The 20,119-nt window shown below is 59.6% G+C and carries 18 protein-coding genes; 9 read left to right on the forward strand and 9 right to left on the reverse strand.

Annotated features, from left to right (window positions below):
• Positions 1 to 82: 82 nt before the first annotated feature.
• The 4 genes from buk to HRL41_RS02480 all read right to left on the reverse strand — a co-directional run bounded on the left by buk (position 83) and on the right by HRL41_RS02480 (position 3,642).
• Entirely contained in the window at positions 83 to 1,210 is a 1,128-nt protein-coding gene (gene buk / locus HRL41_RS02465) for a butyrate kinase (protein ID WP_172135387.1), read from the reverse strand.
• Positions 1,211 to 1,219: 9 nt separating this feature from the next.
• Entirely contained in the window at positions 1,220 to 2,194 is a 975-nt protein-coding gene (locus HRL41_RS02470) for a phosphate acyltransferase (RefSeq protein ID WP_172135388.1), read from the reverse strand.
• Positions 2,195 to 2,284: 90 nt separating this feature from the next.
• Positions 2,285 to 2,533 (reverse strand): acyl carrier protein, encoded by a 249-nt coding sequence (locus HRL41_RS02475; protein WP_172135389.1) that lies wholly within the window; start codon positions 2,531 to 2,533, stop codon positions 2,285 to 2,287.
• 38 nt (positions 2,534 to 2,571) lie between these two features.
• Positions 2,572 to 3,642, reverse strand: coding sequence for an alpha/beta hydrolase (locus tag HRL41_RS02480; protein ID WP_172135390.1), 1,071 nt, complete (start codon positions 3,640 to 3,642; stop codon positions 2,572 to 2,574).
• 251 nt (positions 3,643 to 3,893) lie between these two features.
• On the opposite strand from HRL41_RS02480, the gene HRL41_RS02485 reads away from it, so the two are divergent.
• A complete protein-coding gene (locus HRL41_RS02485) occupies positions 3,894 to 4,283 on the forward strand; it encodes a 4'-phosphopantetheinyl transferase superfamily protein (protein ID WP_172135391.1) in 390 nt (129 codons plus the stop codon).
• Between the two features lie 65 nt (positions 4,284 to 4,348).
• On the opposite strand, the gene HRL41_RS02490 is transcribed toward HRL41_RS02485, so the two are convergent.
• Entirely contained in the window at positions 4,349 to 5,590 is a 1,242-nt protein-coding gene (locus HRL41_RS02490) for an MFS transporter (protein ID WP_172135392.1), read from the reverse strand.
• Positions 5,591 to 6,507: 917 nt separating this feature from the next.
• On the opposite strand from HRL41_RS02490, the gene dinB reads away from it, so the two are divergent.
• A complete protein-coding gene (gene dinB, locus HRL41_RS02495; RefSeq protein ID WP_253904654.1) occupies positions 6,508 to 7,815 on the forward strand; it encodes a DNA polymerase IV in 1,308 nt (435 codons plus the stop codon).
• 72 nt (positions 7,816 to 7,887) lie between these two features.
• Here the strand turns inward: dinB and HRL41_RS02500 are convergent, their stop codons facing one another.
• Genes HRL41_RS02500 through glf form a run of 3 tightly spaced genes read right to left on the reverse strand, consistent with a single transcriptional unit; the run spans position 7,888 to position 11,157 of the window.
• A complete protein-coding gene (locus HRL41_RS02500) occupies positions 7,888 to 8,820 on the reverse strand; it encodes a type III pantothenate kinase (RefSeq protein WP_371808784.1) in 933 nt (310 codons plus the stop codon).
• Positions 8,821 to 8,850: 30 nt separating this feature from the next.
• Complete coding sequence (locus HRL41_RS02505; protein WP_172135393.1) at positions 8,851 to 9,870, reverse strand: glycosyltransferase; 1,020 nt, start codon at positions 9,868 to 9,870, stop codon at positions 8,851 to 8,853.
• A 9-nt stretch (positions 9,871 to 9,879) separates the two neighbouring features.
• The gene (gene glf / locus HRL41_RS02510) at positions 9,880 to 11,157 is read right to left on the reverse strand and encodes a UDP-galactopyranose mutase (protein WP_216662471.1); all 1,278 of its coding nucleotides are present in this window, start codon (positions 11,155 to 11,157) and stop codon (positions 9,880 to 9,882) included.
• A gap of 271 nt (positions 11,158 to 11,428) precedes the next feature.
• Here glf and pta point away from each other — a divergent pair, with 271 nt between their 5' ends.
• A complete protein-coding gene (pta, locus tag HRL41_RS02515) occupies positions 11,429 to 12,430 on the forward strand; it encodes a phosphate acetyltransferase (RefSeq protein ID WP_172135394.1) in 1,002 nt (333 codons plus the stop codon).
• Between the two features lie 67 nt (positions 12,431 to 12,497).
• On the opposite strand, the gene HRL41_RS02520 is transcribed toward pta, so the two are convergent.
• Complete coding sequence (locus HRL41_RS02520) at positions 12,498 to 14,012, reverse strand: CdaR family transcriptional regulator (protein ID WP_172135395.1); 1,515 nt, start codon at positions 14,010 to 14,012, stop codon at positions 12,498 to 12,500.
• A 206-nt stretch (positions 14,013 to 14,218) separates the two neighbouring features.
• Between HRL41_RS02520 and HRL41_RS02525 the strand changes: the two genes are divergently transcribed.
• The 6 genes from HRL41_RS02525 to HRL41_RS02550 form a co-directional block, all read left to right on the forward strand.
• A complete protein-coding gene (locus HRL41_RS02525) occupies positions 14,219 to 15,073 on the forward strand; it encodes an SDR family NAD(P)-dependent oxidoreductase (protein ID WP_172135396.1) in 855 nt (284 codons plus the stop codon).
• Between the two features lie 15 nt (positions 15,074 to 15,088).
• A complete protein-coding gene (locus tag HRL41_RS02530; RefSeq protein ID WP_172135397.1) occupies positions 15,089 to 16,405 on the forward strand; it encodes an MFS transporter in 1,317 nt (438 codons plus the stop codon).
• A 55-nt stretch (positions 16,406 to 16,460) separates the two neighbouring features.
• Positions 16,461 to 17,612: an acyl-CoA dehydrogenase family protein gene (locus tag HRL41_RS02535; protein WP_172135398.1), complete on the forward strand. Its 1,152-nt coding sequence runs from the start codon at positions 16,461 to 16,463 to the stop codon at positions 17,610 to 17,612.
• 17 nt (positions 17,613 to 17,629) lie between these two features.
• Positions 17,630 to 18,397 (forward strand): putative electron transfer flavoprotein FixA, encoded by a 768-nt coding sequence (gene fixA / locus HRL41_RS02540; RefSeq protein ID WP_172135399.1) that lies wholly within the window; start codon positions 17,630 to 17,632, stop codon positions 18,395 to 18,397.
• Between the two features lie 9 nt (positions 18,398 to 18,406).
• Positions 18,407 to 19,312, forward strand: a complete 906-nt coding sequence (locus tag HRL41_RS02545) for an electron transfer flavoprotein subunit alpha/FixB family protein (RefSeq protein ID WP_172135400.1) — start codon at positions 18,407 to 18,409, stop codon at positions 19,310 to 19,312.
• Positions 19,313 to 19,447: 135 nt separating this feature from the next.
• Positions 19,448 to 20,119, forward strand: a 672-nt coding sequence (locus HRL41_RS02550) for an FAD-dependent oxidoreductase (RefSeq protein ID WP_172135401.1), incomplete at its 3' end; no start/stop codon positions are given.

The raw sequence follows: 20,119 nt of genomic DNA on the forward strand, positions 1-20,119 counted from the left end.
ATAAACATATTTTACACTTGCGGGCAGACAGCCCTCAAAGCCGTCTGCCCGCTATCATCTGCTATGTTCGAAAGCGATCGCGCTACCCGCGCTTGAGGTGATCAAACCCGTTCCACACAGGAATGCCGGTATACTCGCAGAGCTCTTCCTCGCCGCGAAGGACACGAAGGGCTGCGCTGGCGAGCGCCTCACCCTCAAGCTCACCCGGCCTTACGTCGACGGGAGCAATCCATTCGACACGCTCCTTGATGTAGCTAGAACCATACTCATCGTTCATGAGACCTCCGGTGAGAATGATTCCGTCCACATCACCTTTGAGAGCGGTTGCCATGTAGCCGATCCAGTTGGCGACATTGTAGAAAAGAGCCTCGTAAACGAGTGCGGCATATTCGTCGCCGGCTTCGATCATTCTCTTGACCTCGAGAGCATCATCGGTGCCGAGATGGCTCACAAGACCGCCTTGCGTCGCAATCTTTTTCTTGATGGATTCCGCCGTGGCTCCCTCAGCACCGACGAAGGCCTTCACGAAGCTGATGAGGCCAACGCGCCCCGGGCGGTTAGGCGTGAACGGACCGTCCTGCTCGATGCCGTCGGTGGCTTCAATGACTCGGCCCTTCTGATGTGCGGCTACCGTGATGCCGCCGCCGACATGGGCAACAACAAGATTGAGGTCCTTGTAGTCGCGTCCAAGCTCGGTTGCGTGGCGAATTGCCTGTTCCTTGGTGTTGAGCATGTGCACACAGCAGCGGCGTGGCGTCTCCTTGAAACCGCCGACATGGGCAACGTCCTGGAACTCCTCGCTTGAGCCCATGCCAGCGGCAAAGGCATGGGCGCCGCAGGCATCTGCGATCTCGCGAGCAATAATGACGGCAGAGTTGTTCGGGTGCACGCCGTACTTACCCACGCGAGCGTCTTCTACCATTGTGTCGTTTATGACATAAGTTCCATAGGGCACGGCGGCCAGACCCACGCCGCCAACACCGACGACGGCGTCGATGGAGCCGACGTCCTGCCCAGCCTCGCGAGCAGCAGCGAGAAGAGCGTCGCGACGAAACGGGCCCTGATCGCAGATGCCGCCCGCAGCTTCGAGGTCTTCCGGAGAATGAACGATGTTCGCCTTCCAGACCTCGGTATCGTTTTCGAAGATGCTCGCCTTAGTGCTTGTGGACCCCGGGTTGATCGCAAGAATGCGGAAGATTTTATCAGCCATGCTTTTCTCCTAACACTGGGCCGCGGTGACGGCGGTCGAGAAGACCATGCCGTCAACGTCGGATCGACGCGAAATCTCGCCCATAGGCTTGGCGAAGCCGCACATGACGGCGAAGGTGCCGCCGCCATTGGCGAACATCGAGACGGACTTGACGGTGATGTTGCCGGCGTCGCAATCCGGGAAGACGAGAATGTTCGCTGTGCCCTTGAGGACGTTCTCGCCCTTGATCTTTTTTTCAGAGACCCCTGGGACGATGGCGCTGTCAAGCTGCAACTCGCCGTCCATGAGCAGATCAGGACGCTTCTCGCGAGCGATTTCGACGGCTTTACGAACTTTTTCGGCATCTGCGGAGCCGCCCGAGCCCTTAGTGGAATAGGACAGGAAGGCAATGCGGGGCTCCCAGCCGAGCAACTTCTCAACAGATGCAGCCGTGTTGGTGGCAATGCACGCAAGCTCCTCGCTGTTGGGCTGAACGACCATGACCGGATCGGCAAACACGAGCATGCCGTCCTCACCACCGTCAAAGTTGTCGGGTTCTACGATGACGTAGGCGTTGGGCATCGCGGCACCCTCTGCCAAACCGATGAACTCCTGCCCAGCCGAAACCGCTTCAGCCGTGGGACACGTATAACCGCAAACAATGCCGTCGGCCTTACCGGCAGCCACATACATACACGCAAAGTTAATCTTGCTGGACATCATATCGATGGCGACTTCCAGAGGAAAATCCTCACGCTCGGCGTAGATGGCGGCGAGCTCTTCGACTAAGGCTGTATCGGCATCGATATCAATAATTGTGACGTCGACATCACCAACAAAGCCCCTGATGGTATCGGCATCGCCCATCAAGACGCTCTTGCACACGCCAAGCTCGGCGGCCTTGGCGCCAGCGAGAGCGACCGTCTCGCTATCGGCCTCGGGAAAGATAATGGTCGGGCATGTAGCCTGAGCGCGTTCGATGAAGATGGACCTTAGGTCTGCCATTGTTGCTCCTCTCAAATCTCTAGTTTAAAGAACGGACCCCGCGCTTGCATACGACGCAGGGTCCTGCTATCCGTCCTGCGAAGGATGCCCCTACTGAACCATCTCGGACAGCTTATCCACGGCATCCTGGAGCGTATCGCACTCAATGAGCATGGTAAGCGGAACCGTAATCTTGAGCTTGTAGTTGAGCAGGCCGCAGACTTTCATGCCATTGACGCTCTTGAAGTGGAGGTCGTCGTCCCATTTGAGGTCGGGGGTGAGCGTTGCGGGGTCTCGCTTGATCGCCTTGCCGACGGCGTCGAGCAGAATCTCGGTAATCTCTTCCTTGGTGTATGCCATGATTGCTCCTATCTGTTGGTTTGGTCGTAACGAAAAGCCTACACAGCCCAAGGACGGCGGCAGTCCTTGGTGATAAGAGTGCGAAGATCTTCGATAATCTCACCGAAGAAGCGCTCCTTGAGAGGGAACATAGGACCGGTGTACATAGTGACGTGATTGGTGCCAGGCCAGACCTTCAAGCCGCAAAACACTTTGGCCTCATAGAGCTTGTTGCAAAACTCTACGTCCTCATCGCGGTTAGGATCGCTCTCGAAGGTGTGCATATAAACAGGCGGAAAGCCCTTAAGATCGGCAACAGTGCAGTGGCCCGGGACGATTTCGGGCGAGAGGGCGGGCATGGCAACGTTCGCGGAGCCAAAGAAGCTGTGCCACGTGATCTCGCGCTCCTCGCAGCCGAGGTTCTCGCTGGCATAGCTGATGCGGCTGGAGGGACCGCTCGCCGTGTCATCGGTCGGAGGGGCGATTACAGAAAGGCCGCGCGGGGTTATTCCATAGCGCTGCAGACGGAACGCTAGGCCAAGCGCCATCATTCCGCCGATGCTGTAGCCCGAGAGCACGATGCAGTCGGGATCGATGTTAAGCTCGTCGGCGTGGTCAACGGCCCACTGATAGGCGGCGTGCAAATCGTTAAGCTGGCCTGGCTGCTTGGTATTGGGATGCGGTCGATACTGGGGAGCGATGACAACAGCACCAAGGTCCGCGCTGTACTGCGCCATGTCCATTCCGAAATATTCCGGCTTGCCACCAATGCCAGTGGCATAGAAATACATAATGCACGGACGCTTGCTGCCATCGCCTCCCTTGGGTAGACGCACGAGAAGACGCAGCTCGGGAGCGTCTGGCTCCTCGACGCAACCAGGTGCCCAATACTCAGCCCACTCACCAGCAGCCTCGAGCTCGGGCGGCATCTCCATGCCAGCCGTCATCGACTCGAATGCACCCTCGAACATGGCGCGACCCATCTCAACCTCTTCCTCGGTAAGACCCGGGGTCATAACATCGGCGAAGAGGGAAGGGAGAGAAGGATTGTTCCAGTTGTCGCGGACATCCCCAGGAAGGCCCCACCTCGGGTCTCGGCGATCATCAACGCGCATGTAGTCGTAAGCCATTGTCGTACTCCTTTCATCATGGTGTCCCAACGCCGAAAGCAGTATGCGAGAAAGGCTCCTTTTGCAGAACGGGTCTTATGCGGGCACCCACCCCAGGTAAAACCCTAGAGACGGAAAACCAGGAGGTACCGGATGAGTTTGAGCATCATTAAAACCTTCGCAGGCTCTCGACCTAGTTTCTAAACAGGGCTTGCAATATATAATTTGATGGTAAGCTATGCCTAACCCACCAAAGCGCCCAGGGAGTCTCAGTGATTCGCGGAATAGGCATTGACGCCGTCACCATATCCGAGTTTGAACGCCTTCTCGAAGGCCCCGATAACTTTGCGGGCTACACTTTCACCGAAAGGGAGCTCTCCCAATCCGAGGGAGGTCAGAGGTCGCAAAAGCTTGCTGGATGCTTTGCCGCCAAAGAAGCCGCATTCAAGGCAATTGCCCCGCTCTTGCCTGAACGAACTTTTGACTTCAGGCTTATTGAGCTACTGCGAAACGAGGACGGCAGTCCCACCATAGCTCGCAACGACAAGACGCTGGCTCTTCTTGAGGATGCAGCCATAACGAACCTTCATGTGTCGTTGACCAACGAGGGCGATCTTGCCATGGCGTTTGTCATAGCCGAAGCCGTCGGCGCCGAAGAGTAGGAACGCCAACGAGGCTCAGCAGCTAGGACGCTCGATTAGAACGCCGCTCCAAGATGTCTGCGAAACTACGCGCGGGAACGAGCGGCCGCACGGCACAGCAGCGCAATAGCTGCTGCCGCCGCAATGCAAGCAGCCACAACGGGCACATAGGTGCCAGCCCCGTCAAACGTCAAGCTATAAAGCGGAGCAGACAACGCCATTCCCCCGTTAATGAAGCTTGTGCCCACAGCCACCGCCTTCCCGTAGCAGGCAGGCGGAAACGCCTCCCCCATAAGCAGCGCCGGAGCCACGGTACCCAGGCACGTGGCAAATCCCGCTAGAGCCGCTCCCATAAAGAGCACGGTGGCGGCACCCTGCATCAAGCCCGCTATCATAAGGGCAAAACCGACAATCCCCAGCGCCGCCCCTGACGCAATGGCAACTACTCCATTTTTCGCATCCTTCAGCAAACCGAGCCCGATTTTTCCTGCCAGAAGCCCACCCGACATACACGACAAAACAGTAGCTGCCGTCATTGCGTCGAACCCCGATTGCTGCGCGACGGCATTTATCTGAGTGTTCATTATGCCTACAAAACCGCAAAGCACGCAGGCAATCGCTACGGGCGTGAAAGAACGGAACGTTGTAAGCTTTACGGAATCGGCAGCTCCCTTGGCACGGGAGCCAGTTGTCCTTCCGTCCTTGCAGGCCACCTCGGCGCCATTACTTTGGTTTGGCCGAACCAGCCAGCAAGCAGCCACTATACCGCACAGCGCAATGGCCACCCCCATTGCGCTTAGAGCCCATTGCCAACCGAACAGCGCAATCGCCTGCGCCAGAAGAGGGCTTACCACCATGCCCGCTACGCCCACCACGGCAAAGGCAATACCCGTAAGAAATCCTTGTCGCAACGAAAACCATTGGTTTATGAGAATGGGCGCAAGCACACTTGAGCAAAGGGGATAGCACAACCCAGCCACTAAGCCCGCCAGCCAGACCATCGGAATTGCCGGCATCATGGCAAGCAGCCCGTAAGCCGCCCCCATCAGCACCGATCCCGCAAGCACAGTGGCTCGCATAAAACGAGAGAGGATCCTCTCCCCCAAAGCACACGAAAGCACGGCGCTCCCCGTCATAAATGTGTAGTAGAGGTTCACATCGGTCACACTGCTTCCGAAATTAGCCACGAGCGGAGAGACGAAAACCCCAAAGCAGAGCAGCGGCAAACCGAAAGCTGCTGCGCAAAGCAGGCAGCAGCCCGCAAAAGCACACCACGCCCTCGGCGACGGATTGTCTGCCCTTTCCGTTCTTTTGTGACCCTCAGCCATGAGTTCCCCTTTCCTTGGAAGCTGTTTGGCACGCCCATTGTTTCAGAGGTACCTGCAGGCGGGAACGATACAACTCATGGGGCAAACCCCAGGGTTTCCCCTAGGCCGCCCCCGTCGCAACAATTCATTAAAACGGTTTGAAATTGGAAGTGCGGGCGTTTTCTTGGACACTCTATTAGCATCACCCGCAAACCGCAGGCGATTACTGCCATGCAATATTCGCAAGTAACTTACCACTCTCAAATAACTCTTATGGGGTATATCCTCATTGACGCAGAGCGCAGAGCTAACGGAATACGAGGTCACACGTAGCATCAACGATGGCAAAACATGCCTTGAACATGAAATGGAGAAGCCCTCCGAGTACGATTGACGGGCTTGGCTAGGCGATATAAATCGCCGCTGATTTGCAGATTTCCAGCAACTCCCTCAACTACGATGTCGTTTATCAACGGGAATATACTGCCCATGAACTGGGGTTGTTAACAAAATCTTACTCCCGCTCGTTGACAAGAACAGGATTGTTCACGTACTTAAGTAGTTGCTATAATGAACCCGTTAGAACCGAGGCACGGCGACAATTGGGTCCCTACCGTCTCGGTTCTTTTTTTCATCTGCTTTCGCTTCGAGGTCGACGGCGTCTATGATGTTGAGAACTGCGACCACCGCTGAATCGGGAGGATGCCATGAGCGACGAAATCTGCTTGAAGGAAAGTTCTGGATGAACATGCAGCAGAAGGTGGACCTGTGGAACTCCATGGAGCTGCACGGTGCGGACATTGAGAAGGTGGAGCCGCTCGAGGTGCCTGAGCTGGCGATGGCCGCGGGATGACGCACGGCTTTGCAGGCGCTCGCGCGGTCAGGGCTTCCGGCGCTCGCCCGATTGCGAGCCTTGGCGCGCGCCGACGCGGGCGCGCATGCGCTACACTGGCCCTATGAGCGACGCCACCGACAACCTGCTTCTTCCCTGGGAGGGACCGGCCATCCTGCTGGTCGACCTCGACGCGTTCTTCGCCTCGGTCGAGCAGCTCGACCACCCGGGCTGGCGCGGCAAGCCCGTCATCGTGGGCGGCGACGCCGACGCGCACGGCGTGGTGTCCACCTGCTCGTACGAGGCGCGCGCCTTCGGCGTCCGCAGCGCGATGGCCGCCTCGCTCGCGCGCGAGCTGTGCCCCGACGCCATCTGGACGCGCGGCCACTTCAGCCGCTACCGCGAGATGTCGAACGCCATCATGGGCATCCTGCGCGACGAGACGCCGCACGTGCAGCAGGTCTCCATCGACGAGGCGTTCATGGACGTCACCCCCACGAAGGTGAACCACGAGCACCCCGTGAGCGTCGCGCGGCGCATCCAGGCGCGCGTTGCTGCGCTCGGCGTGACGTGCTCGGTGGGCGTGGGCACCACGAAGTCGGTGGCGAAGGTGGCCTCCGACATGGACAAGCCGCGCGGCCTCACCGTGGTGTACCCCGGCAGCGAGGCGACGTTCCTCGCCCCTCTGCCCGTGCGCACCATGAGCGGCGTGGGCGCCGCGGCCGAGCACGCGCTCGTGAGCCACGGGGTGCGCACCTTGGGCGACCTGGCGCGCGCCGACGAGGGGCTTCTGCGCCGCGTGTTCGGCAAGAACGCAGACATGATGCGCGCCCGCGCCGCAGGAGGCGACGTGTCGCCCGTCGAGGCCGACGACACCGTGAAGTCGATCTCGAACGAAGTCACCTTCGCGCGCGACCTCACCGAGAGCGAGGAGGTCGCCTCGGCGCTCTCCACCATCGCCGCGAAGGTGGGCCGGCGCCTGCGCCGCAAGCAGCTCGCCGGGCGCACGCTCGGCATCCGCGTGCGCTACGCCGACCGCACCACACGCTCCGCCCAGATGCGCCTACCCCGGCAGACCGACGACGAGCTGTTCTTCACGCCCTACGCGCTGCGCCTCGTGGAGGACTTGTGGCAGCCTGGCATGAGGATCCGCCTGCTCGGCGTGAGCATGACGGGCTTCGAGGAGGAGGGCGTGGTGCAGGAGGCGCTCTTCGACGTGGACGAGGCGGCGCCCCTCGACGACGGCGTGCGCAGCCCGCTGATCGCGAGCGAGGAGAAGCGGCGCGGCCTTCTGGCGGCCACCGACGCGCTCAAGGACAAGTTCGGGGAGTCGGCCGTGCGGTTCGGCTGCGAGCTGCGCAACGAGCGGAACACCACCGGCTCGAGCTCGAAGAACCCGGCTGACTACAAGTAGGCTGCCCAGCGGGACCGCCCGCGAGAGCAGGCCCCGTCGCCTTTAAGGCAGCCGAGGCCCCTCCCCCTTCGCCTAGCGGCGGTTCGCCGCATGCAGAAGGACGAGCCCCTTGAGCGTGAGCGCGGGCTCGACCACCACGTCGTGGCGCATGAGCGCGCCGAGCGCGCAGGCGTCGCGCCCCGAGAGCACCACCGTGGTGCGCTCGCAGCCCATCTCGGCCCACACCATGTCGATCAGGCCGTCGATGCGCGCGACCTCGCCCATCACGATGCCCGCCTGCATGGCCTCGCGCGTGGAGCGCCCCACCACCCGCTCGGGCGCCTTCACCTCCACCATGGGCAGCCGCGCGGCCGCGCCGGCAAGCGCCTCGGCCGAAAGCCGCAGCCCCGGCGCGATGATGCCGCCCGCGAACGCGTTGCGGGCGTCGAGCACCTCGATGTTGGTCGTGGTCCCCAAGTCGACCACCACGGCGGGCGCGCCGTAGAGCTCCTTGGCGGCCACCATGTCGGCCACGCGGTCGGCGCCCACCTCGCCCGGGTCGCTGTAGCTCATCTTGAGGCCGGTCTTGAGCCCCGGGCCCACCACGAGCGGGGCGCGGCCGCAGAGGCGCGACGCCGCCTCGACCCACACGTCGGTGAGCGGAGGCACCACCGACGACACGATGCCGTCGCGGGGGCGCAGGGGCGCGGGAAGGGGCGCCTGCCCGGACGCAGGCGCAAACGAGGACGGGGACGCAGGCGCACACGAGGACGATGGCGCCTGCCCAGCCGCAGCCGCCAGCCCGCCGCCGCACGCCGCCGCGTCGACGCGGGCAAGCCCCTCGCCGAGCGCGCCGAGGAAGGCGCGCAGCGCGCAGAGCGCCTCGTCAGCGGTCGCGCGCGGGTCGGTGGAGGTCTCCCAGGTGGAGACGAGCGCGCCGCCACAGGCCACGCCGAAGCACGTGGTGGTGTTGCCCGCGTCGATGACGAGCACCGGCTCGCGCATGCCCTCGCCGTCCTTCGCCACGCGTCCTCGCTTCCCTTCCCCTCGTTTCGCCTAGTTGAACTTGAAGATCTTCTGCGCGATGTGGTAGCCGCCCAGACCCGCGCGCCGCCCCACCTCGGTGGGGATGTTCGTGCTCAGGTTGAGCACGTTCGTGCGGATGCGGCGGTACAGCGCCACGTCGGCGTCCTTCAGGTAGGCCCAGATCTCCTCGCGCTTGCGCTCGTCCTCGGGCGTGTTGCGCATGCGCAGGAACACCGAGCAGATGCACATCATCATCGCGAGGTAGTTCTCCAGGTAGTGGCGCAGGCGCTTCTGCTCGATGGCCATCACGTCGACCGCGTCGATCATGATGCGCGTGATGCGCAGCTGCTGGTCGATGCGGCCCATCATCACGCTCTCGTTCACCGACTGCCCCTCGCGCCCGATGAAGTAGCGGTACATGTCCACGTCGAGGTAGTACATGGTCCGCACGTGCGGCAGCGGCTCGTACACGAAGATGTTGTCCACGTAGAAGCAGTGCCGCGGCAGCTCGAGCGCCATGTCGCGCAGAAGCTCGGTGCGGTAGATCACCGAGTGCATGAGCAGGTACTGCGACGGGCCGAACGCGCCCACCTCGTCCCAGGTGAACTCCTGCTCGACGGGGAACACGTTCTTGTAGCGCATGACGGTGCGCGTGTTCTCGTAGACCTTCTCGTACACGTAGTTCGCGATCACGAGGTCGGTGGGGTCCTTGAGCTCCATCTGGCGGCGCAGGTAGCGCATGACCTGCCCCATGGCGTCGGCGTCGAGCCAGTCGTCGGAGTCGACCACCTTGAAGTAGCGCGCCGAGGCGTGCGCGAGCCCGGTGTTCACCGCCGCGCCGTGCCCGCCGTTCTCCTGGTGGATGGCGCGGATGACGTCAGGGCGGCGGCGGGCCCACTCGTCAGCCTTCTCAGGCGTGGCGTCCTTGGTGGAGCCGTCGTCGACGATGAGGATCTCGACGTCATCACCGCAGGCCAGAAGCGACTCTATGCACTTGTCCATGTACTCGGCTGAGTTGTAGCACGGAACCGCAAACGTGATGGTCTTCATGCCCGCGCCCTACTCCTCCGCAGCTTCCTGCGCAGACGCGCGCTCGTCGAGGATGCCGTGCGAGAGATCGAGCGCGAGCCCCACGATCTTGTCCATGTTGTAGTAGCGGTACTCGGCGAGGCGCCCGAGCGGGTGGAAGTTCGGCAGCGACTCGGTGAGGCGGCGGTAGCGCTCGTAGTGCGCGTTGTTCTCGTCGTTGATGATGGCGTAGTAGGGGATCTGCGCGTCGGGGTCAGTGTAGGCGCGCGAGTACTCCTTCATGATGGTGGTGTTCGGCGCCTTCTGGCCGGTCATGTGCTTGAACTCCGTGACGCGCGTGTAGTCCTCGGTCACCGTGTAGTTCACCGTGCCGCAGGGCAGCTTGTACTCCTCGTCGTAGGTCTCGTAGACGAAGTCGAGGCTGCGGTAGGGCAGGCGCCCGAAGCGCGCGAGGAAGAGCTCGTCGAGCGGGCCGGTGTAGACGATGGGACCGGTGAAGCTCACGTCATGCAGCTTGATGGCGGACAGCTGGGCGTCCTCGGAGTCGTCCTCGAACTCAAGCTCGAACACGCTCGTGGCGTCGGTGTCCAGGCACACCTCGATGCCCTCGTAGTCGAGCATCTGCTCGAACAGGTCGGTGTAGCCGCGCACGGGCATGCCCTGGTACTGATCCTGGAAGTAGCGGTTGTCGCGCGAGATGAACACGGGCACGCGCGCGGTCACGCTCGGGTCGACCTCCTCGGGCGTGAGGCCCCACTGCTTCTGCGTGTAGTAGAGGAACACGTTCTTGTACACGAAGTCGGCGATCTCGCGCAGCTCGGGGTCATCCTGGGCGCGCAGCTCGTTGATGGTGACCTTGCGGCCGTCGCCGAACACGTCGATCAGCTTCTCGGTGAGGTGCGCGGCGCGCTCCTTGCCGAACGCGATCTCCATGGAGTTCTTGTTGAAGGGCACGGGCAGGTAGGTGCCGTACCAGTCGGCGAGCACGTTGTGCTGGTAGCCGATCCAGCCCGCGAAGCGGCGCAGGTAGGAGAACACGCGGCCGTCGTTGGTGTGGAAGATGTGCGGCCCGTAGCGGTGCACGAGGATGCCGGCCTCGTCGAGCTCGTCGTACATGTTCCCGCCGATGTGCGCGCGCTTCTCGATGACGAGCACGCGCATGTCCCCCCGCTCGGCGAACTCGCGCGCGCACACCGCGCCGGCGAAGCCGCTGCCCACGACGACAGCGTCAAAGCTATTGATGTCAATGTCCTTGTAATCGGTATACTGCACGCCCACGAGCGTTCCTTTCTGTTTGACGAGGGCCATGCCCGCGCGCCTTGCGCCGGGCCGAACCGCAAGCACGGCGCCGAGAGCGGAGCGCGCGCAGCTCGCCTTGCGCGCCCCACGGCCCGAACGCCGCAGCATTATCGGAGATATTGTACGATAGCCTGCGGCGACTCCGACCCTCGCGCCGCCTCTCCGAGGTCAACACCATACAAACCGAATAATTCAGCCGCACGGCGCGCGCGCAGGACGCGCGAGCGCGGCGCGCGCGTATGATGGGCTCACGTCACTTGCTTTGAGAAAGGACCCTTCCATGAGCACTTTCCTTGACACCATGCTCGAGCGCGCCCGCGCTGACAAGCAGACCATCGTCCTGCCCGAGGGCAACGACGAGCGCACGCTGGCCGCCGCCGAGAAGATCCTCGAGCTCGGCGTGGCAGACCTCATCATCCTGGGCGACGAGGCCGCCATCGCCGCGAGCGGACGCGCGCTCGACGGTGCGCGCGTCGTCGACCCGCGCACCTCAGGTCTGCGCGCTGAGCTGGCGGCGCGCCTCTGCGAGCTGCGCAAGCACAAGGGCATGACGCCCGAGCAGGCCGACGAGCTCATCAGCGACGAGCTCTACTTCGGCGTGATGATGGTGAAGCAGGGCCTGGCGGGCGGCATGGTGGCGGGCGCGTGCCACGCCACGGGCGACGTGCTGCGCCCCTGCCTGCAGATCCTCAAGACGGCGCCGGGCGTCAAGCTCGTGAGCTCGTTCTTCGTCATGGTGGTGCCTGACTGCGACCTGGGCCAGCAGGGCACGTTCATCTTCTCCGACTGCGGGCTGGAGGTGCAGCCCGACTCCGAGCGCCTCGCGCACATCGCCGTGAACTCCGCGCGCTCGTGGAAGACGCTCATCGGCACCGAGCCCGTGGTGGCGCTGCTGTCGCACTCCACCTACGGCTCCGCGAAGAACGACGACGCGAGCAAGGTGGTGCGCGCCGTCGAGATCGCCCGCGAGCTGGACGGCGAGCTGGCGCTTGACGGGGAGCTGCAGCTCGACGCCGCCATCGTGCCCTCCGTGGGCTCCTCGAAGGCGCCCGACTCCCCCGTCGCCGGGCGCGCCAACGTGCTCGTGTTCCCCGACATCGACGCGGGCAACATCGGCTACAAGCTCGTGCAGCGCCTGGCGAAGGCCGAGGCGTACGGCCCCATCACGCAGGGCATCGCCGCGCCGGTGAACGACCTCTCCCGCGGCTGCACCGCCGACGACATCGTGGGCGTGATCGCCATCACCTGCGTGCAGGCGCAGGCCAAAGCGTCCGCGAAGTAAAGCGCTGCGCTCGGGCGCTCCGCCTGGGATGATGCGAAAGGCTTCCTCGTGAAAGAGGAGGAAGGGGTTACGTCGGCGGCAATCTAGTCCCGGACGACGAAGCCATCCCGGGCAGAGTGCTCGCCTGTTTGAGGGATATCAACAATGAAAGCTGCAGGTTGAGGGAACTCTTTTCATTTTGCAATAACTCTTCGGGAATGATGCCCTTTATCTTGTCGAGACGATACTTCAAAGTGCTTTTATGGATGTTGAGCTTCTCGGTTGCTTGCGTATAGCTTTTGCTGCAGGTCAAATAGGCGAGAAGGGTTTCTTGGAGGATTCCGCCTGCGTCAATGTCGGAGAGTTTAGCCACGGCAGGGTGTATGAAGCTCTCGCTCCTGTGGGTCTCTTCAAACATTTTCAAAATGTAATCGCCAAGGTGATCCTCAAAGAACGTCAAGGGGGCGTCTGTGCTATTGAGAGCGAAGAGAGCTTGGTCGTAATAATCGGCAATATGCTCGAAACCCTTAAAGGGATATGAAATACCTGCGCGCAGATGGTGCTTCTTGAGAAACCCCTGTGCCCTTTTTGCTGCAGACGATTGAGGCTCGATGGATGGCTCGTAAAGCACTTTGACATAAAGCCCATCTATTATGGTGGTAAAGCTTTTCCGAAACGCTTTACCACTGTCGAACCGGTTAAATCGAAGATCGGTGCGATCGGCTTCTTGCGCCTGATCATCGCTGACGCAAAGAACCTGGAACGTGCCACGGGGATTGAAATCGAGCATTTCGCAATAGTACTGCATGAGCTCGCGTTCGGTGGTTTGTCGCTTAAGTATCATGCTCATGTCGACTCCGGCGTTGAAGCGCCTCGACAGTGCTTGCGAAATGTAAACGGCTAATCGCTCGGCAAAGATCGAGTATTCCTGGCTAAGAGGCTTGAGGCTCATAGGTACTATGAGCATAGCGATTGTCTTGTCGCCTAACAGAACCGGGCACTCCAGGTGGTGCGGTTCGCGGATGTATTCAAAAAAGGCATGGCGGGAATTACTGGCGATGACCTTCATTTCTACATCCTTGGCACCTTCAAGGCTGGAAGGTGAGAGATAATAGCGATCACCGATAAGGGTGTAGTTATTGAAAATATCCGTCTCGTCTATGCCCGCGACACCGATGAGTTGCATTGAGCTGTTGTAGACCATGAGCGGATTCTCGAAAATCGCCAAGCTCATTTCTAATAATTCATTGAGCTCGGCACCTTTGCCGACCGCATCGATAAGATGAGTATCCCAGATGTTGAAGGTGTAGAAAATGCGGTTGATTTCATTGAGCACCGCGTCGTAGTCGGATGGTTCAACACCTTTGACGATGAGGTAGTTTCGTGGGATAGAAGCCGGCAATCCTCCAAGAAACACATAGCACAGCGCTTCGTTCAACTTCGTATCGGCGGTGGGCTTTACCAATTGCAGCCATGATGAAATGGCTCGCTCATCATCGTAAACGCCGACACCGTCCAAAAGATATGCCCTGTTTCCGTAAAGTTTTACGATGTAGCCCTTTGATTCAAGAAGCGATTTGAGAAGCGATACGGGAATTTGCATAAGGCTCCACTTTCCGGGCTTTGGCAGGGATCTTGAACTCCTGGTTCTAATAATAGCCGAAAAACAAAATACTAGTCTGATGACTTTGCAAAGCCCCCTTCCTACTATGAACGACAGAAGTGGCGCCGCCAATTGCCCACGAACCTAAAGATGGAGACGGGGTACTCGACAAGCGCTAGAAATCACGATCAAGTAAGGAGAATACCATGCAGCACGATCTCACCGGGAAAGTCTGCGTCGTTATCGGCGGCGGACAGACGGAAGCCAAATACGAAGGGCTGGGAATTGGCAACGGCCGTGCGACTGCCATCGACTTTGCCCGTCACGGCGCAAAGGTGGTGGTAGCCGCCTATCACCAGGAGCGTGCCCAAGCTACCGTTGACATGATCAAGGAAGAGGGGAACGAAGCGGTGGCAATCGGTATGGATTGCTCTAAGCTTGAGGATGTCAAAAGGCTGTACGATTTCGCTAAGGAAACCTATGGTCGTATCGATTTCGTGGTCTACAACGTTGGCGTGAATCCTAATATCAAGTTGGGAGAAGAATACATCACCGACGAGGATTGGGTATGGACCATGAAGACCAACCTGCGCGGTTACGAGTTCTGCGCCCACGAGATCCTTCCCTATTTCAAGGAGAACGGTATTCAGGGCGGCGCTATGGTGGCTATCTCATCTATTTCCAGCTTGATTTCGGGTACCGCCGGAAATCCGGCGACCCTGGCCTATGGTCTCTCGAAGCGCGGCATCAATATGATCACCAATAATTACGCCGTTATTGGCGCGCCCGACAACATTCGCTTTAATGTCGTTATCCTGGGCTCGGTTGCCACACCTATGGCGACTCAGGGCATCATGGACATGTTCCACCTTGAGCGCGAGCAGGTTGAGGCCATACATGCCGGTGGCGTCCCGCTGAAGGGCGAGCGCCGCGGCAACGGCTGGGATTGCGCCGACGCTGCGATCTTCTTGGCTGATTCGCCTTTCATTACCGGTGCCGAACTGGTCGTCGATGGCGGCACTACGGCGTTTCGTGGGTACACGGCCCCGCGTCCTGCATAAGTCGAGGGACTCCCAATGAAAAGCTACAAAGGTAAGGCTTTGGTAGGCGCATTTGGTTTAGCTGGTGCCCTGGCGTTCTCTGTTCTGTGCTACATGTGCGTTGTCCTGGTTCAGTCGGATCTGTGCGAGATTAAAGGCTGGACGCTGCAAGAGTTCTCACTGTTTTTTACAACGTATAGCTTAGGGTCTGTTGTTGCAAGTTTGTTCCTCGGCAAAATCGTCACCAAAATCGGCACAAAGCTAACAGCCGTTATCGGCTCTTTCGGACCTCTCATTGGCTTTGGCGTTCTGGCGATTGCCGATGCACTAGTGGTTGTTTACATCGTCGGCTTTGTTTTCGGAGTCCTCTTAGCATTCATCGCTTTTATTACCTACAACATCTACGTGAGCAGCTGGTTTGCCGGCGGCCGTGGCCTCATGGTAAGTGTCGGTAACATTTTCAAATGCGCAATCACCATCGTGGGCGCGCCGGCCGTTGCCATATTCAATCTTACCTATGGTGTCATTACCACACTATGGACGTTGGCCATTGGCATTACGGCCATCTGCCTTATCTGCTCTGTTTTCCTTGTCGCAAATCTGCCCAACGCCTATGGTGCGCAACCTGTTTCCATTGGGAAAGAGAAGGTCAAAATAGAATCTTCGAAAGCGAAAGCCGCACCAAGCGATCGCTTCGTGCCCAATATGACGGCAGCCCAAACGCTTCGCCTGCCTCAAACCATCATTATTATCTCCATACCTGCTTTGGTTACGCTCGGTGTATCCATGATCGGTAATTACTCAGTGCAGATTTACCAGTCTTTTGGTTTGGAGTACGTCGAGGCGTCGTCGTGCCTGTCAATCGCGTCATTCCTTGGTGTAATCCTCTCGCCGGTTTTTGGCATCCTTTGCGATAAGGTGAGTCAGCGCTTTTCGATTCTCGTGTTTTCAGCCATGGGCTTGGTAACGGCATTCACTATTCCAACGTTTCTCTTCGGTTGGTTTGCTGGCATTTGCTGCATGTTTTTGCAAAATGCCGGTCAGTATGCGCAAATGTACTCAGGCGTCGTTATTCCGCCCCTGTTCGGTCCTAAAGCGTCCCCTCAACTTATTGGATGGACTGGCATGACCATAGGCATTGTAAACATGTTCTCAGCCCCTGTCGCCATGGCGTTCTATAGCGTAGGCGAAGGCTTTGAGCCCGTGCTTTATGCGGTAGCCGCTATTTATGCCATCGCCATCGCTGCCGTGGTGTTTGTTATAAACCCCAACACGTCAAAGGCCTTGCAAAAGCTGCAAGCGCGCTATGAAGCCAAGGGTGAGCTTCAAGCAAATGATGCGCCCAGCGCATAGGTCCAACAATTTAACAAGCTTTTTCTTGAAGCGTCTTAGAGATAGGAGTCTCGCTATGCATGATGCCTACTACATGACAGAGGAACGCGAGCTTATTGCCCAAAGTGCCCGCGATTTCGCTGAGAATTACATTCGCCCCCTCGCTGACAAAATCGACAAGGAGGACTATTTCGCTACCGAGCTTTATAAGCGCGCTGGTGAACTCGGCTTTTGCGATCTTCACGTTCCCGAGGAATATGGCGGAAACGACCTTTCCCTTACCGACCACATGATTATCGTGGAGGAAATGGCGCGAGTGAGCCCGGGTTTCGCGATGACGTTCGTTGCCGACATCAGTATTTGCGAAACGCTTCTGGTGGATCTTGGTACGCCGGAGCAAAAGGAGCGCTGGCTGCCCGGCATGGTGAAGGGCGAGATCATCGCCTCTCACTGCACGGTAGAGCCCTGCGGCCTCGGCAACATGGAGGCCTATACGGGCCGTGCGGTACCAGCCGATGGCGGCTGGGTCTTGAACGCCACCAAGAGCTGGTCGACGAACGTGGGCGCCGCTCAACTCAATATCGTAAAAGCCTGGACTGACACGCCGGGCGAATTCAGCTACTTCTTGGTGCCCCTCGATTCAGAGGGCGTGCTCGTGTCACCTCCTGAGGATAAGGTGGGTTGGCGCGGAAGCAACACTGGCGAGGTAGTTTTCAAGGACGTGTTCGTTCCCAATAGCGATGTATTGGGTCCCATCGGCAAATCGGTGGATTTGGGAATTCAGAGCGTGTTCAACGAGATGATTGGCACTGGCAGCGTGGCTTTGGGCATTACCGAAGAATCCAATGCCATTACCCAGCGCTACATCAGCACCCGTATGCACAACTCAGGCGTTCCCTTCCCATTCCGCTACGATGTAATGCGCGTGCGCTTTGCTGAGAATATGGCGCGTGAAGATGCAATCCGCGGCATGGCATATCCAGCTGCGCTTGCCTACGATGCGGGTGCCCGTAATATGGATCGCGCCTTCTTGATCAAGGCCTATTGCTTCGAAATGGCTGAGAGAGTAGCGAGCACCAATATCGAACTTTGCGGCGGTGTTGGCACGGTTCGCGGCACCGGTCTTGAGCGCCTTTGGCGCGATGCCAAGATGGGTCTTATCGGCGGTGGCCAGCGCGATTACCTGTACAGCATGGCCGGCGCTATCCGTCTTAGTGGCCGCGGCTAATTGTTCAGGAGGTAAGAATGAGTATCGTCGCGTGCTATAAAATTGTGCCAGACGAGCAAGATATAGCCATCAATCCCGACAGAACGCTCAACTTCTCGCGAGCTACGTTGAAAATCGGCGACTATGACCTGAATGCCGTGGAGGCGGGCGCGCAGCTGGCCGCCTCCACGGATACACAGCTAGTGAGCCTTACGGCCGGAGGGCCGGAGGTGAAAGACTCTAAAATCAAGAAGAGCATCCTCTCTCGTGGTCCGGCGGAGAACGTAGCCATCTGCGATCCTGTCTTGGCAACGGCCGAGGCCGATGTTATCTCAAAGATTTTGGCGGCGGCTATTCGCACGATGGATGAGGTGAATCTAGTGCTCTGCGGCGAGGGCTCAGCCGACTTGTATGAGCAGCAGGTGGGCATTCAATTGGGTGAGCGCTTGGGCTGGCCCGCGATAAACGCCGTCAGCTCCCTGGAAGTTGAGGGGGATAGAGCGCGGCTCCGCCGAACGCTGGGAAACGAAGTGCAAGTGCTGGAGGTAACGCTTCCCGCCGTGGTTTCGGTGGTGGCGGACATGAACGAGCCCCGCATTCCCTCCATGAAGGACATTCTGGGCGCCGGTAAAAAACCCTCGAAAACGCTCACTCCCGATGAGGTGGGAATCACCGATCTCGACGGATGCTTGGAAATCGTGAGCACGTTGGCTCCTGAGCAAAAAGAGCGTGCGTGCGAGATCCTTGAAGGCGATGACACCGATACCATTACGAGCTTCGTTGCGCGTATCCGCGAGATGGAATAGGAGGCTTTCATGAATAAAGATACCATTATCCTTATTGCCGAAGAGCCTCGTGATTTCGAAGTGCTAATTGCCGGTGCTGTGGCTCTTGGCGGCAAGCCTGTTGCGATCTATGCGGGCCCTGATGCCGATGCGCAAAAGATAGCCGCTATGGGTGCCCGCGTCCTGCACTTTGGCGAGCTGACCGAGGGTGCGCTCTTTGCAGATGCGGCAGATGCTTTCGAGAATGCCATAACATCAGAGGGTGGCTCTGTGATTCTGGGTCGCAGCACCAAAGCGGTTCAGGAGATTGCTGGCAAGCTGGCAGTGCGCTTGAATGCGGGCGTCGTGAACGATGCGACGTCCCTTGCCTGGGATGATGATGCGCTGTTGCTGACCCATCTAGTGTACGGCGGATCGGCTGTGAGAATCGAGAAAGCCACGGGCAGCGTTATCGCGCTGCTGGGCCCGAGCGCTTTTGAGCCCGTTACGCTGCCTGCCGGCGAGGTCGTTGCGTGCAATGATGCCATTGAGGTCGGGCCCTTCCGACTGCTCGATGTTATCGAGAAGGAGGAGGAGCAGGTGGATTTGGGCGCTGCCAAGATTGTGGTTTGCGTCGGCCGCGGTATTGGAACCCAGGAAAATCTGGCTGCCATTGAGGCATTCGCCCGCAAGCTTGGTGCGGAAATGACTTGCACGCGTCCTATCACGGAAGTCAACGAGTGGATGGCCCGTAGCCGCTATCTGGGGGTTTCCGGTACGACGATCAAGCCTGATGTCTATATCGGCTTCGGCATCTCAGGGCAAGTACAGCATACCGTAGGCATGAACGGTGCAAAGACCGTTGTGGTTGTCAACAAGGACAAGAATGCGCCGTTTTTCAAACAGTGCGACCTGGGTCTTGTGGCTGACGTCGATAAAGTGCTGCCGTATTTGTGAATTGAGGAAATACGCAGTAATCAGCATAGGGCAGAGGGGCGTCGCAAAACTCAGCCTGCGAGGCCTCGTCCGATACGACACTGCAGGGCCGGGGCATGATGCCCCGGCCCAACAACATAGAAAGGAGCGTGTTGTATGGCTGACTTCGATGCCATCGTCGTAGGCGCCGGGTGCGCTGGCCCGGTTGCCGCCTACGAGCTCGCGAAGGCCGGCAAGAGCGTTCTCGTGATAGAGCGCGGCAACTTCGCCGGCGCCAAGAACATGACCGGCGGCCGCGTGTACTCCCATGCGCTGAAGGCCGTGTTCCCGAACTTCGAGCAGGAGGCCCCGCTCGAGCGCAAGATCACGCGCGAGCGCATCTCGCTCTTGTCCGAGGACGCCAGCTTCACCGTCGACTTCACCTCCGACGAGATGCTCAAGGAGGGCCAGGACTCCTACTCCGTCCTGCGCGCCCCCTTCGACTCGTGGCTGGCCGAGAAGGCCGAGGAGGTCGGCGCCGAGCTCATCTACGGCATCGCCGTGGAGGGCCTGGTGAAGGACGACGCCGGCAAGGTCGTCGGCGTGCGCGCCGGCGAGGACGAGATCACCGCCGACGTGGTCATCCTGTGCGACGGCGTGAACTCGCTGCTGACCGCCGAGGCCGTGGGGGCCGCCCGGCCGCCCGCCTCCGCCGTCGCCGTGGGCGTCAAGGAGGTCATCGAGCTGCCGGCCTCGGTGATCACCGACCGCATCCTGGCCGCGTCCGACGACGAGGGCGCGGCGTGGCTGTTCGCCGGCGACTCCACGAAGGGCACCTTCGGCGGCGGC

This window comes from Adlercreutzia sp. ZJ473, from assembly GCF_013185065.1.
Classification (GTDB): Bacteria; Actinomycetota; Coriobacteriia; order Coriobacteriales; family Eggerthellaceae; genus CAAEEV01.

Coding starts and splice junctions, on each gene's coding strand:
- buk (WP_172135387.1), bottom strand. CDS start 1,210: ATGGCTGATAAAATCTTCCGCATTCTTGCGATCAACCCGGGGTCCACA.
- HRL41_RS02470 (WP_172135388.1), bottom strand. CDS start 2,194: ATGGCAGACCTAAGGTCCATCTTCATCGAACGCGCTCAGGCTACATGC.
- HRL41_RS02475 (WP_172135389.1), bottom strand. CDS start 2,533: ATGGCATACACCAAGGAAGAGATTACCGAGATTCTGCTCGACGCCGTC.
- HRL41_RS02480 (WP_172135390.1), bottom strand. CDS start 3,642: ATGGCTTACGACTACATGCGCGTTGATGATCGCCGAGACCCGAGGTGG.
- HRL41_RS02490 (WP_172135392.1), bottom strand. CDS start 5,590: ATGGCTGAGGGTCACAAAAGAACGGAAAGGGCAGACAATCCGTCGCCG.
- dinB (WP_253904654.1), top strand. CDS start 6,508: ATGCGCTACACTGGCCCTATGAGCGACGCCACCGACAACCTGCTTCTT.
- HRL41_RS02505 (WP_172135393.1), bottom strand. CDS start 9,870: ATGAAGACCATCACGTTTGCGGTTCCGTGCTACAACTCAGCCGAGTAC.
- glf (WP_216662471.1), bottom strand. CDS start 11,157: ATGGCCCTCGTCAAACAGAAAGGAACGCTCGTGGGCGTGCAGTATACC.
- pta (WP_172135394.1), top strand. CDS start 11,429: ATGAGCACTTTCCTTGACACCATGCTCGAGCGCGCCCGCGCTGACAAG.
- HRL41_RS02520 (WP_172135395.1), bottom strand. CDS start 14,012: ATGCAAATTCCCGTATCGCTTCTCAAATCGCTTCTTGAATCAAAGGGC.
- HRL41_RS02525 (WP_172135396.1), top strand. CDS start 14,219: ATGCAGCACGATCTCACCGGGAAAGTCTGCGTCGTTATCGGCGGCGGA.
- HRL41_RS02530 (WP_172135397.1), top strand. CDS start 15,089: ATGAAAAGCTACAAAGGTAAGGCTTTGGTAGGCGCATTTGGTTTAGCT.
- HRL41_RS02535 (WP_172135398.1), top strand. CDS start 16,461: ATGCATGATGCCTACTACATGACAGAGGAACGCGAGCTTATTGCCCAA.
- fixA (WP_172135399.1), top strand. CDS start 17,630: ATGAGTATCGTCGCGTGCTATAAAATTGTGCCAGACGAGCAAGATATA.
- HRL41_RS02545 (WP_172135400.1), top strand. CDS start 18,407: ATGAATAAAGATACCATTATCCTTATTGCCGAAGAGCCTCGTGATTTC.